The organism is Corallococcus sp. bb12-1 (assembly GCF_026626765.1).
Taxonomy (GTDB): Bacteria; Myxococcota; Myxococcia; order Myxococcales; family Myxococcaceae; genus Corallococcus; species Corallococcus terminator.
Map to the genome: position 1 here is coordinate 121,963 of NZ_JAPNJZ010000010.1, position 12,999 is coordinate 134,961.

At 70.9% G+C, this 12,999-nt stretch carries 12 protein-coding genes; 2 read left to right on the top strand and 10 right to left on the bottom strand.

Going from position 1 to position 12,999, the window contains the following annotated elements:
• Positions 1-38: 38 nt before the first annotated feature.
• On the top strand, positions 39-572 hold the full coding sequence (locus tag OV208_RS14435) for a hypothetical protein (protein WP_324291381.1): 534 nt from the start codon (positions 39-41) through the stop codon (positions 570-572).
• Positions 573-680: 108 nt separating this feature from the next.
• Here OV208_RS14435 and OV208_RS14440 read toward each other — a convergent pair whose 3' ends face one another.
• On the bottom strand, positions 681-1,667 hold the full coding sequence (locus OV208_RS14440; protein WP_267574411.1) for a PEGA domain-containing protein: 987 nt from the start codon (positions 1,665-1,667) through the stop codon (positions 681-683).
• Positions 1,668-1,749: 82 nt separating this feature from the next.
• Between OV208_RS14440 and OV208_RS14445 the strand changes: the two genes are divergently transcribed.
• A complete protein-coding gene (locus tag OV208_RS14445) occupies positions 1,750-2,274 on the top strand; it encodes a hypothetical protein (RefSeq protein ID WP_267574412.1) in 525 nt (174 codons plus the stop codon).
• A gap of 99 nt (positions 2,275-2,373) precedes the next feature.
• Here OV208_RS14445 and OV208_RS14450 read toward each other — a convergent pair whose 3' ends face one another.
• From OV208_RS14450 to ftsE, 9 genes are all read right to left on the bottom strand, one after another.
• Positions 2,374-3,900 carry a cellulose synthase family protein gene (locus OV208_RS14450; protein WP_267574413.1) on the bottom strand — a complete coding sequence of 509 codons (1,527 nt, stop codon included), beginning with the start codon at positions 3,898-3,900 and terminating at the stop codon, positions 2,374-2,376.
• A gap of 337 nt (positions 3,901-4,237) precedes the next feature.
• A complete protein-coding gene (locus tag OV208_RS14455; protein WP_267574548.1) occupies positions 4,238-5,215 on the bottom strand; it encodes a D-alanine--D-alanine ligase family protein in 978 nt (325 codons plus the stop codon).
• A 412-nt stretch (positions 5,216-5,627) separates the two neighbouring features.
• Complete coding sequence (locus tag OV208_RS14460; RefSeq protein ID WP_267574414.1) at positions 5,628-5,870, bottom strand: hypothetical protein; 243 nt, start codon at positions 5,868-5,870, stop codon at positions 5,628-5,630.
• 59 nt (positions 5,871-5,929) lie between these two features.
• Positions 5,930-7,774, bottom strand: a complete 1,845-nt coding sequence (locus tag OV208_RS14465) for a PEGA domain-containing protein (RefSeq protein WP_267574415.1) — start codon at positions 7,772-7,774, stop codon at positions 5,930-5,932.
• Positions 7,775-7,841: 67 nt separating this feature from the next.
• On the bottom strand, positions 7,842-9,188 hold the full coding sequence (locus tag OV208_RS14470) for a S41 family peptidase (protein ID WP_267574416.1): 1,347 nt from the start codon (positions 9,186-9,188) through the stop codon (positions 7,842-7,844).
• A gap of 53 nt (positions 9,189-9,241) precedes the next feature.
• Positions 9,242-10,132 carry an alpha/beta fold hydrolase gene (locus OV208_RS14475; RefSeq protein ID WP_267574417.1) on the bottom strand — a complete coding sequence of 297 codons (891 nt, stop codon included), beginning with the start codon at positions 10,130-10,132 and terminating at the stop codon, positions 9,242-9,244.
• An 85-nt stretch (positions 10,133-10,217) separates the two neighbouring features.
• Positions 10,218-11,330 (bottom strand): murein hydrolase activator EnvC family protein, encoded by a 1,113-nt coding sequence (locus tag OV208_RS14480; RefSeq protein ID WP_420715021.1) that lies wholly within the window; start codon positions 11,328-11,330, stop codon positions 10,218-10,220.
• A gap of 20 nt (positions 11,331-11,350) precedes the next feature.
• The gene (locus OV208_RS14485) at positions 11,351-12,253 is read right to left on the bottom strand and encodes a cell division protein FtsX (protein ID WP_267574419.1); all 903 of its coding nucleotides are present in this window, start codon (positions 12,251-12,253) and stop codon (positions 11,351-11,353) included.
• Positions 12,250-12,942: a cell division ATP-binding protein FtsE gene (gene ftsE / locus OV208_RS14490; RefSeq protein ID WP_120543561.1), complete on the bottom strand. Its 693-nt coding sequence runs from the start codon at positions 12,940-12,942 to the stop codon at positions 12,250-12,252. The genes OV208_RS14485 and ftsE overlap by 4 nt, the downstream gene beginning before the upstream one ends.
• Between the last annotated feature and the right edge of the window lie 57 nt (positions 12,943-12,999).

Consider the following 12,999-nt stretch of genomic DNA (forward strand, 5'->3'; position numbering starts at 1 on the left):
CTGTTGGCCTCCTGGCCGCCTGTGCCAAGCAGGTCCCCGTGCCCACTGCCGCCGCCGCCGCCGTGTCGGCGAAGCCGCGCTCGGTGCGCCTGCTGCCCAACACTCCCGAGCGAGAAACCGCGAGCCTGGAGGGACGACGTGAGGACGTGGAGGTGGACACGCGCGAGGGCGAGCGCATGCCCCGCGTCGTCGCCACCGCGGAGACGCAGCCCCTGATGCTGGACGGCGCGCAGGCTCGTCTCTGCGGGGATGAGGCCTGCACCCAGGGCTTCGCCGTGGACAACTTCCTGCTGCTGGAGGTGCTGGACGCGAAGGGCAAGGTGTCGCGCCGCGCCGCGGTGGGCTTCACCGACAGCGTCTTCGTCGGCAACGAGCAGGTGGACAACCTGGGCCGGCACGCCTTCACCTTCGAGCCCAACGAGGTGGACATCACCGGCCTGCTGCCGGAGTCGGAGCCCTTCCGCATCCGCGCCACCGCGCTGGACTTCTGGGGCGTGGGCCGCGTGACGGCCATCTACCTGCGGCTGGAACCGGGCGCGGGCCGCAGCGAGGACGACCTGAGGGGGCAGTAACCAGCCCCCCGCTCTCGGTACGGCATCACCGACTCGGGAAGCACCTTGAACCAGCGGGGGCGGCCACCAGCCCCCGCGCGGTACGGCCTCACCGCTTCGGCAAATGCATCAGAAGCGCAGGGCGCCCGCGGGAATCCCCGAGCGCAGACCCGCACCGATCTTGCCGTCGCACGTCCCACCGCAGACGTCGCGGTCCGCGTCGAGCGCCTCCGGAGGCCGGGTCGCCGCGTAGGCCCCCGCGCCCGCGGCGGCGGCCACCACGCCCACGCCGACCCAGACGTACCAGCGCTGGTACCACGACTTGTCGCTGCTCTCCTTCACCTCCGGCGGCTGCTCCGTGCCCAGCGCGAGTCCCGGCTGCTCCACCGGTTCGAGGGGCGTCGCCGCCGGCTCCAGCACCGCGTTGCGCGGCACATCCGAGTCCGCCACCGGGCGCAGGCGGCCTTCGACCAGGTAGGGCTGGCCGGCGCGCACGACGATGTTCTTCACGTCCTTGAGGCCCGGGGCGCGGAACTCCACCTCGTGCTGGCCCGGGCTGATGCTGTAGTTCTCCATGGGCGTGACGCCGACCTTCACGCCATCCACGTACACGGTGGCGCGAGGCACGTCCGCGTGCAGGCTGGCGATGCCCGTCGCCACCTCCAGCGCCACCGTCACGTCCGTCGTCTGGCCCGGCGACACCACGACGCGCTGGAGGAAGTCCGAATAGCCCGGACGGCGGGCCATCACGCGGTACTCACCCGGCGCCAGCTCCACGGGGGCCTGGGTGTTCACCTCCAGGTCGTCCACGGTGATCTTCGCGCCGCGAGCGTTGCTGCCCAGCTTGAACGCGATAGCGGACTTCGAGGCCTCCGGCACGTCGGCGGGGGACACCGCCGGCGTCTTGCCCGGCTTCGTCTTCTTGCCCACGCGCTCCTTCTTCGGAACAGGAGGCTTGCGCTTGGGCGCCGGCTTCACCGCCTTGGGCTTGCCCTTGGGCTTCGTGGGCTTCGACTCCGTGGGCGCTAGGAGATCATCTTCGTCCTGGGCGAACACCGCGGAGGGGACCGCCAGGGCGGCGACAAGCGACAGGACGGCGAAGCGGCGAAGGCTCATGACGGCCCGAAGGTTAGAGAGTCATCCCTGGGGAAGCAAACACGTCCCACACGCACGTCGGTTGGGAGAATATCCGCGCCCCATGCACCGCACCCTCGTCACCCTTCCGCTCGGCCTTTGTGTCCTCTCCCTCACGGCCTGTCCGGCCAAGGCCCCGCCCCGGGTGGAGACCGCCCCTCCCGCCCCGGCCGCCATCCGTGTGCCGTCCGGCTGCGAGCTGAATCAATCCGGCGACTACTTCCACGCGCAGAACCCGGCGTTCCGCTACCTGGGCCAGGACGACGGCGGCACGCTGTCGCTCGCGGTGGTGCGGGCGTGGGCGGACGGCGGCGTGGAGTCTCCGGACGCGGGCTCCGTGGGCATCGTCCTGCACCGCACTCCGGACGGCTTCGTGGGCGAGACGCGCGCCACCGGCTTTACCGGTTCGGGAACACCCTGCCCCGTCGCCTTCCCCACCGAAGCGGTGGCTTGCAACGACGCGGGCCTCACCCTGAGGGCCGCGTCCAGCACCGCCATTGACGAGGGGTGCCAGCCCGCGACCTCCGGCCCGGCCCCCGTGCGCCAGGAGCAGGTGCTGCTGCGCGGGGTGCCCGACTCCGGCGTGTAGGGGAAGCCCGAAAGCACCGCGCCGCCGTCCCTGCATCCGGAAGTCGGATGGAGGAAGCGGCGGCGCGAGACAGCGGAAGAAACGGATGCCCTGAAGGACTCAGGCCGCCTGGCGCGGCTGCTCCTCGGAGGAGCTCACGGCGGGGGCGGACTCGGTCACCTTCACCCGGCCGACGAAGCCCTGCAGCAGGCTGGACACGCCCACGTACAGGAAGCCCGCCTGGAACAGGACGATGAAGGGCACCGACGTGTAGATGCGCGAGTCGATGGCGAACCACAGCGCCCCGGTGAAGTAGGCGGCGAAGAGCAGCTCCACCACCGGCATCAGCGTCTTGCTGCCGCGGTAGCTCTTCTTCACCGGCGCCTTGACGCTCTTGCCCTCGGCGCCCGTCTTCGGCGTGCGCGCGAAACCCGACTGCTGGTTGAGCAGCGCCTCGCCCACGGCCTTCGCGTTGTTGATGGCGAGGCCGATGCCCAGGCTCATCAGGAACGGCAGGTACTTGAAGCGCTCCCAGCCGGTGGCGCCGCGCTCGCGCTGGGCGGCCACGTAGAAGACGCAGACGCTGGCCGTCGCGGTGATGAAGAAGGGCAGGTCCAGGAACAGCGTGCCGTACAGGCCGTGCTGGAAACGGACCACCATGCTGATGGGCATCAGCACCGACAGCAGCACCATCAACAGGTAGGCCATGTTGTTGGTGAGGTGGAAGAACGCCTCGCGCTTCACCAGCAGGGGCAGGTCGCTCTTGAGGATGGTGGGCAACAGCTTCTTCGCCGTCTGGATGGAGCCCTTGGCCCAGCGGTGCTGCTGGCTCTTGAAGGCGTTCATGTCCACCGGCACTTCGGCCGGGGAGATGACTTCCGGCAGGAACACGAACTGCCAGCCCTTGAGCTGCGCGCGGTAGCTCAGGTCCAGGTCTTCCGTGAGCGTGTCGTGCTGCCAGCCGCCCGCGTCGGAGATGGTGCTGCGGCGCCAGATGCCCGCGGTGCCGTTGAAGTTGAAGAAGCAGCCGGCGCGGTTGCGCGCGGTGTGCTCGATGATGAAGTGCCCGTCCAGGAAGATGCTCTGGGCCTGCGTGAGGATGGAGAACTCACGGTTCAGGTGGCCCCAGCGCACCTGCACCATGCCGACCTTCGCGTCCGCGAAGAAGGGCACCGTGCGCATCAGGAAGTCGGGGCTCGGGACGAAGTCCGCGTCGAACACCGCCACGTACTCGCCCGTGGCCAGCTTGAGGCCGTTCTCCAGCGCGCCCGCCTTGTAGCCCTGGCGGTTGACGCGGTGGATGTAGACGATGTCGTGGCCCTTCTGCCGGTGGCGCTCCACGCACGCACGCGCGATGCCGCACGTCTCGTCCGTCGAGTCGTCCAGCACCTGGATCTCCAGGAGCTCGCGCGGGTAGTCGATGCGGCACACCGACTCCACCAGGCGCTCCACCACGTACATCTCATTGAAGATGGGCAGCTGGATGGTCACGCGAGGCAGCGCGGAAAGCGTGCCGTTCGGCGTGGGCAGCTTGAACTTGTGGCGGTAGTACAGGAACGCCATGCGGTACCGGTGGGATCCATAGACCCCCAGCACGCTCAGCAGGCTGAAATAGACAGCCAGGAAGATGATCTCAACGGTGGTCATCGGTGACGCTCAGCCCTCCCGCTGGCACTGGCGCCAGCGGTCCTACCAGACGTGGCGGCATGCCCGACCGACCCGCTCACGCTGACCGCCGCCTCCTGGGTCTGCTGAGCCCCGCCCCGTATGTGCCCGAAAAGACTGGGCTTTGACGTTCCGACTACTGATCGCGGCCGGACAATAGGGAGGCACCCGGGTCGTGTCAAACTATTCCCCGGTTCCGAGAGGCTTCAAAGGGCGGCATTGACGCAAAACGTCAAGCAGGACTTCCCCGCGTCATGAGCCGCCCCTGGAAGTCACCGGGCCCCGTCGGGCGGAGGACGTCCAGGGTGCGGAGGTCGGCTCAGGACCTGGCGGCGACGCGCAGGGGCGTGGGGACCACGGTGAGGGGGGCGGCGTCGGCGACGTGGGACTCATCCCGGGTGGCCCGGTCGAGGACGCCCTGCACCAGCTCCGGGAAGTCCAGGCCCGCGCGGGCGGCGATCTTGGGCAGGAGGCTGGTGGGGGTGAAGCCCGGCAGGGTGTTCACCTCCAGCACCACGTCGTTCTCCGTGTCCGAGCACAGCACGTCCACGCGGCCGTAGCCCCGGCAGCCCAGGGCGCGGTACGCGGCGAGCGCGAGCGTCTCCACGTTGATGCGGCGCGTGTCGGACAGGCGGGGCGGCAGGAAGTACTGCGCGCCGCCCTTGTACTTGGCGTCGTAGTCGAAGCCCTCGCGCGGGAAGGCCACCTCGCAGCTGCCCAGCACGCTGTCGCCGAGGATGCCCACCGTCACCTCCTGGCCCTGGACGAAGCGCTCCACCAGGGCTTCGCCTCCGAAGCGGCACGCCTGGGCCACCGCGGGCACCAGCGCCCCGGCGTCGTGCACCACCGAGAGGCCCACGGACGAGCCGCCCTTCGCGGGCTTCACCACGCACGGAAAGCCGCTGTCGCCGTGCAGCTCCAGGGCGCGCTCCACGTCCGCGCGGCCCACCTTGTAGCCCCGGGGCGTGGCCAGGTTGTGGAGCTGGAAGAGCTTCTTCGCCATGGGCTTGTCCATGGCCAGCGCGGAGGCCAGCACGCCGGAGCCCGTGTACGGCAGCTCCAGCAGCTCCAGCAGGCCCTGCACACGGCCGTCCTCGCCCATGCGGCCGTGCAGCGCGAGGAAGGCCACGTCCAGCTCCGCCGAGCGCAGCGCCCGGTCCAGGCCGGGGCCGGCGAAGACGCGGGTGACGGTGTGCCCCAGCGTCTCCAGGGCCGCCACCACGGCCTCCCCCGTCTTGAGCGAAATCTCCCGCTCCTCACCCCACCCGCCCATCAGCACTCCCACGCGCTTGCCCATGTCGTTGATGCCTCCGTGGGCCTGCTCCAGAGCATGGATGATGCCATGCACCGGCGGGCCTCCCGGACGCGGCCTTCGCGTGCAAGCTGCTGGAATATCAGGGGTTTCCAGGGGGCCGCCGGCCAGGGAGCGACCGTGTCCGGGCAGACACGGCGCGGCCCAGGGACCACGCGCGCGGGGGCTGTCGGTGAAGCCTCCGAGTGGGTTCGGGCCAGCATCGGAGGACACCGGGCCCTGCGGCTTGAGCGAAGGTCCGGTCAACGCGCGGCCAAGCACAACACCGCACGCGACCATGGCGCCGGCCAGCCCCAGCAAACGGAAGGAGGCGCTCGGGCCGTCATGCCCGGGCGCCTCCGCGACGCGTGCATCGGGCCGGGAACCGGGTCAGCCGCCCGGAGCCCGACCGGGAACTTCACCCGCCGTCGGCGAGGCCACCGTCGGTGAGCAGGCCACCGTCGGTGGTGCCGGCATCCGTGACGCCAGCGTCGCTGGTGCCTGCATCCTGGACGCCGGCGTCGGTCGAGCCGCCGTCGGTCGTGACGCTGTCGCCGGAGACGCAGACCTCGTCCCGGCAGACATAGCCGTCCAGGCACTGGCCCCGGTCACAGGGCTGCCCTTCCGGGTCGAAGTCGACGAGCAGACTGCAGGCGGACAACCCCAGCCCCATAACCAGGGCCGAGGGAACAATGAGCGATGAAAGGCGACGGCGCATGGCTAGTAGTTCCGGAGATCGTCTTCGTCGAGCTTGGGACGCTGCTTCTTCTCTTCGTCGCGCTTGCGCTTCTCCTCGTCCTCGCGCTTGCGCTTCTCCTCTTCGTCCCGCTTGCGCTTCGCTTCCTCGTCGCGCTTGCGCTGCTCCTCCTGCTCGCGCTGCTCCTTCTTGAGGCGGGCCTCCTCCTCACGCTCGCGCTTCGCCTCGGCCTCGCGCTCCTTGCGCGTCAGCTTCTTCGCGGGCGGCGGAGGGGTGGGAGGCGGATCGAACGCGGGGACGACCTCGGGAGGCGGCGTCACCGCGGCCGGAGCGACCTTGGCGGGCGGAGGCGTCGCGGCGGGCGGCGGAGGCATGGGCAGCGCCTCGCCGATGGGCTTCGCGTCGCGGGCCTGGACATCCCGCCGGGCCGCCGGACTCGGGGCGGCCTGGGACGACGAACCGCTCCCGCCCTTGGAGAAGGCGAGGTAGCCGCCCGCGCCCGCGGACACGAGGCCCGCCAGCACGCCCACGTCCGCCACCAGCGCGTACGTCTTGCCGGTGCTCTTCAGGTCCTCCGCGCGGGTGCTCCCCTGCGGCGCCGTCTTGAACGCGTCCGACTTCGAGGAGGCCTCCAACCCGAAGTAGATGCCGCCCGCCAGCAGGGCGACACCGGTGGCCAGCAGCACGTAGCCCACCGTGCGGCGGCTCACGCCCCCGCCCCCGGTGAAGTGCGTCGTCGGCTTGCCGCCGACCTTCGCCGCGTCCTGCGCGACCAGCCCCGTCAGGAACGCTTCGGAGCCGGTGGCCATCGCGTCGCCGCGCGGCACCTGGGGCCCCACCGCGTACGCCAGGTTGTGGCCGTCCGCCACGTCCAGCCGCAGGCCCGTGACGCTCAGGGGCGCATTGCCCGGGCCGCCGCGCACCAGCAGCGCCAGCACCTGCTGCACGCCCGCGAGCGCGCCCAGCTCCCGCAGCGCCTTGTCACGGTCCTCGCCGTCGGGCTCCTTCGCGATGCGCTCCATCAGCGCTTCGGTCCGCTGCTGCACCGGCAGGCGCATGAGCGTGAAGGACGCCTCACCTTCGCGCGCCCTGCCTTCCAGCACCGAGTAGCCCGGCGCCACCAGCGTCACGTAGTGGTCCGCGCGCGTCAGGCCGGTGAGCGTCACCGGGGACACGCCCCGGAAGGCCCCGTCCACGAACACCTGCGCGGCCACGGGCTGCGTGCGCACCGACAGCGTGGCCTCCGCGCCGGCCAGCTGCGCCTTGCGCTCCTTCTCCACGAACGCGACCTCTTCGGGGGGGAAGAAGTTCGGGTTGAACTGGGCGCGAGGGTCCACCGCCAGCACCGCGCGCATCTCCAGCTCCGCGGCCTTGTTCTCCCCGTTGGCCACCTGCGACGCGGCCTTCATCACCCGCGCGCGGCTCAGGAGCGCGAACGCGCGCGACAGGTCCGCCTGCTCGTACGCGCGCACCGCCTTGTCGAAGCTCTGGAGCGCCTTCACGGTGTCCAGTTCGTCGTAGGCCTTGGCGCCGTCCTTGAACGCGGCGTTGCCCTCCACCGCCTTCGCCTCGCGGGCGCTCGCGCCCGTGGCATCCAGCGCGTCCGTCAGCCGCACCAGCTCCAGCCTCCCGGAGCGGGCCACGGCCTGTTCAGCCCAGTGCGACAGCTTCAGCGCCTCGCCCTCCAGCGAGGGGTCCAACGGAATGGCCACCACCGCGATGCGCGGGCCCGCGGCCGCCGGCAGCGTGCGCGGGATCAGCCGCAGGGGTACGTGTTGCTGCTGCGCCGCCGCGGGGCCCATGGCCAGCATTCCCACCAGCCAGCCACTGAGCGTCGCGTGCAGCGCGCGATTGAAAGGACGTCGCATCCGGTCTCCCTCGTTGCTGTGCGCATTACACGCACTGCACGGCGGAATGCCAGCCTCGAAAGGGGTTTCAGCGACCCGCCGTCGTCCCAGGCCCCCGGGACGCCGTTCCCAGCGCCAACCCGTGGAGGTAGTTGAGGGCCACCCGCAGTTGCGCGTCCGTGAGCTTCGCCGTCACCGCCCAGTCCTTCAGGTTCGCGGGCAGTCCGCGCTGCGCGGCCGCGACCTCCGACGTCGCCTGGGACGGCTCCGCCCGGAAGTGGCGCTGTAAATCCTTCTCCCGGGGCGCCTCGGCTCCCGCCTTGCCCGAGGAATCCTCCGGCACGAGGAAGTCCGGGGTGATGCCCTTCTCCTGGATGCTGCGGCCCTTGGGCGTGTAGTAGCGCGCGATGGTGAGCTTCAGCCCGGAGCCGTCCTCCAGTTCGATGATGGTCTGCACGCTGCCCTTGCCGAAGGTCTGCGTGCCCATGATGACGCCGCGACCGTGGTCCTGGAGCGCGCCGGCGACAATCTCCGACGCGGACGCGCTGCCCGCGTTGACCAGCACCACCACCGGGTAGTCCTTCTCCGTGTCGCGGTCGCGGCTGCGCTCCTCGGAGGCGTTGCGCCCGTCGCGGCCGCGCGTGGACACGATGGGCAGGTTGCCCGGCAGGAAGCGGTCGCTCATCGCCACCGCTTGATCCAACAGGCCGCCGGGGTTGTTGCGCAGATCCAACACCAGCCCGTCCAGCTCCTTGCCTCCGTTGAGCGCGCGCAGCCGGTCCAGCTCCTTGCGCAGCGACTGGTCCGTGCGGTCCTGGAAGTTCTTCACCTTCACGTGACCGATGCCGCCGAAGAGCGCGCCCTCCACCGACACGATGCGGATGTGGTCGCGCAGGATGGCCAGCTCCTGGGGCGCGTTGAAGCCCGAGCGCATCAGCGTGAGCAACACGCGGCCACCGGCGGGCCCGCGCATCTTCTGCAGCGCGCGGCCCAGGTCCATGCCCAGCGTGCTTTCGCCGTCGATGGCCAGCAGCTCGTCGCCGGCCTTGATGCCCGCGCGGGCCGCGGGCGTGTCGTCGATGGGGGCCACCACCACCAGCCGGTCGCCCTTGCGAGCGATTTCAATGCCCAGCCCGCCGAACTCGCCCGACGTGTCGATCTTCATCTCCCGGAACACCTCCGGGGGCATGAAGACGGTGTGCGGATCCAACGTCTCGAGCATCCCCTGGATGGCGCCCTGGACCAGCGTCTTCCTGTCCACCGACTCCACGTAGTTGTTCTCCACGTAGGAGAGCACCCGCGCGAACAACTCCAGTTGCCGGTACGCCGTCTCGTCCCTGGCCGCCGCGTCCGCCGGCTCCCTCGCGAACGCGGGAGCGCCCCACAGGAGGAGCGCGGCCAGACCCAGGCGCCACGGCGGGAGGAGACCTGTCACGGGAGCGCGTCCTTTGTGGCGGGGAGGAAGGGGCCCTGCGAGAGCCCCGGAGTCTACACCCGGTCCACCGAACGATTCCCGCCTGCCAGGCCGGCCCTGTCCGCGAAGCCCACCAGGTGGGACACGAACGCGTCCGGCCGCTCCATCTGCGGCACGTGGCCGAAGCCCTCCACCACGTGGACCTCCGCCTGGCGCGGCAGGTGCTGCCGGTACCAGGTGAGGATCTCCGGGGGCAGGAGCCGCTCGCTGCCGCCCCACAGGAAGAGCACCGGCATCTTCAAGTCCCGCACCGCCTGGGGCGCGATGCTGGCCTGCGTGGCGATGGCGTCCGCCGCGAGCGCCTGCACCGTGGGGTTCGAGTAGAACTTGCGCATCTCCGACGCGAGCAACATCGCGGCCCACGGCGGGCGGTGGAACAGCCGCCGCGTGAGTTCACGCGCGTCCTCGTTCGACTTCACCTCGAACACGCTCAAGAGCGTCGTCAGGGCCTGCGGCGTCAGCTCCGCGCCCGCGGGGGCCACCAGCGCCAGCGCCTTCACCCACTCCGGATGCTCGGCGGCCAGGCTGACGGCCATGGCCCCGCCCAGCGAGTTGCCCACCACGAGGGCAGGCTCCTTCACCACCTGCTCGCAGTAGGCGGTGAGCACGTCGAACTGGCTCTTCACGCAGGTGGGCCCGCCGCAGTACGCGCCGGAGAAGCCGTGCCCCGGCAGGTCCGGCGCGAGCACGCGCGAGAAGCGGCGCGCCAGCCCGAAGAACGTCCGCCCGAAGCCGTTGGCCGACCCGCCCAGCCCGTGCACCAGCAACACCGGCGGACCCTTGCCCTGCCCCTGGAGCGTGTAGTGGTGCACCGCCTGGCCCGCGACGTTCACCGTCTCCGACTGGACGCCACGCGCCACCAGCACCCGGCGCATCGCCTTCTGCATCCCCACCATCAGGTCCACGTGCGAGCCTCTTTCCTCTCCGAGAGCCGTCTGGCCCCTTTTAACGCCTCTGCCCTTCCGGCGCAGCGCGTCAGAGCTGACACAGTCAGGGCGCGACGGCGGGGGCCAGCCAGGGGGCGGGGTCGACGGCCTGTCCGGCGCGGCGCACCTCGAAGTACAGGTAGGCGCCCTTGAGGGAGCCGGTGTCCCCCACCTCCCCCACCACGTCGCCCGGGGCCACGCGCGCGCCGACCTCCGCCGCGATGGTGGAGAGGTGGGCCACCAGGGTGTGGAAGTCGTCGCCGTGATCGACGATGAGCAGGTTGCCGTAGCCACGCAGCCAGCCCGCGTAGACGACCGTGCCTTCGGCCACCGCGTGCACGGGGGTGCCCTCCGGCACGCGGATGTCCACGCCCTTCTGCACCGTGACGGTGTTGAAGCGGGGGTTCACCACGCGGCCAAAGCCCACCTCGATGATGCCCGCCACCGGCCGGGGCAGCTTCCCCTTCAGCGCGCCGAAGCCGCTGGTCGCGGGGGCCTCGTGCAGGTCCACCAGCATGCGGGTGAGCTCCGCGTCCGCGCCCTCCAGCTCGCGCACGGCGCGCTTCGCCAGCTCCGCCTCGCCGGCCAGCTTCCCCACCACCTCCTCCAGGGCCTCCTGCTGCGCCCGGGCCTGCTTCGACTGAGCCTGGAGGAAGGCCACTCGCTGGGTCAGCGAGGTGTGCAGCCGCTTCAGCTCCAACGTCGCCTGTCGCTGGAGCCCCGCCACGTGATGCACGGTGCGCAACAGCTCCAGGTCGCCCGCCATGCTGGCCTCCAGCGCGCGCGCGCGCCACACGAGCGCGGCGAAGTCCTCCGCGGACAGCAGCACCTCCAGCGGCCGTCGGCGCTGGAGCCGGTACAGCGTGCGCAGGCGCGGGGACAGGCGGCGAAGCTGGGCGCGCAGGGCTTCGCGCAGCACGGCCTCCTCGCGCTCGGCCAGCGTGACGCGGCGGCGGAACAGGTTCAGGTCCCCCTCCAGCGCGCGCACACGGCGGCGGGAGAACGAGGCCATGTCCTCCATCAGCTCCATGCCCTCCAGCACGGAGAGCTTCTTCGCCTCCACCAGCGCGAGCGTCGCGCGCTGCGCGGCCAGCTTCTCGCGGATGGCCGCGCGCTCCGACTCCTCGTCCTGCTGGGCCCGCGCGAAGGTCGCGCCCAGGAGCAGTACCAGGACCATCCCGAAACAGGCGCGCCCGCTCATACCCGCAGGAAGCGCCCCACCGCGACGAAGCTACCGCCCAGGCCCAGCACGCACCCGGCCGCGAGCAGTTCCATCACGGTGCGCGTCTCCACCCAGGGCGCGTTCACGCCCGGCCCCAGGATGAACGCGAACAGCGAGCCCAGCGTGGGCCCCAGCAGCCGGCCGAACAGCCACAGTCCGCCCAGCGCCACCAGCGCGCCCAACAGTCCCTGGAGCAGCCCCTCCAGGAGGAAGGGCGCCTTCACGAAGCGGTCGGTGGCGCCCACCAGCTTCTGGATTTCAATCTCCTCGCGCCGCGCGTAGATGGCGAGCTGGAGCGTGGCCGCCACGATGACGATGGTCGTCCCCAGCACCACCACCAGCGCCACCAGCGCCCCGAAGCTCAGCGCCCGCGCGATGGCGGACAGCCGCTCCACCGCGGCCTCGCCGTAGTCCACGCCGGTGACGCCGGGCAGCGCGCGAAGCTCCTTCGCCAGCACCTGGAGCGCCGCGGGTGAGCGCCGGGCCTCCGGCACGCGCAGCTCCAGCGTCGCGGGCAGCGGGTTCTCCGGCAGCTCCGACAGGGCCTCGCCCAGGTCTCCCAGCTCGCGCTTGAGCCGCAGCAGCGCCGCTTCCGGCGGCACCACCGTCACCTCGCCGTGGCTCAGCTCCACCACGCGCGTGTGGACGCCGTGGACCTCGTCCTGTCCCAGTTGAGGGGCCAGATAGATGGTGACCTCCACCTCCCCGCCCAGCGACGCGAGCAGGTTGTCCACCACGTGCGAAGCGCCGCGCGCGAGCCCCGCCGCGAACAGCGCGATGGCGATGGTGGATACGGCGATGAAGTGGACGAAGGGCGCGTGCTTCAGCCCGCCGGCCGCCGAGCGCCAGAAGTAGGCCGCCTTCGACAGCACGCTCATACCAGCATCCGCCGGGCCGCCTTGACGCCGTCCTCGTCGGAGACGATGAGCCCGCGCTCCAGGCGCACCGTGCGCTTCTGGTAGCGCGACAGGAGCGTGGCGTCGTGCGTGGCCACCATCACCGTGGTGCCCCGGATGTTGATGTCCGTGAGCAGGTCCATGATCTCCACGGTGAGCGCCGGGTCCAGGTTGCCCGTCGGCTCGTCCGCCAGGAGGATGGTCGGGTCATTCACCAGCGCGCGCGCGATGACGACGCGCTGCTGCTCTCCACCCGACAGCCGCAGGGGCAGCGAGTTCGCCTTGTGCTCCAGCCCCACGCGCTTGAGCATCCGGTGCACCTTCTCGCGCCCCTCCGCGCGGGGCACACCCAGCACGTCCAGCGTGAAGCCCACGTTGTCCGCGACGCTCCGGTGCGGCAGCAGCTTGAAGTCCTGGAACACCACGCCGATGTTGCGCCGCAGGTACGGCACCGCCGACTCACGGATGCGCGCGATGTTCTTGCCGCCCACCAATATCTGCCCCTTGGTGGCCTTCTCCCCGCAGAAGATGAGCTTGAGCAGCGTCGTCTTGCCCGCGCCCGAGGGCCCGGTGAGGAAGACGAACTCGCCCTTCTCCACGTTCAGGTTGATGTCCTGAAGGACGGGCGGATCGCCGGGATACGCCTTGTAGACGTGGAAGAACTGGATCATGACCGGGAGCGCGAGCCCCGAAAGCCTACCACGGCCCCGGAGCACGCCCAGGAACGG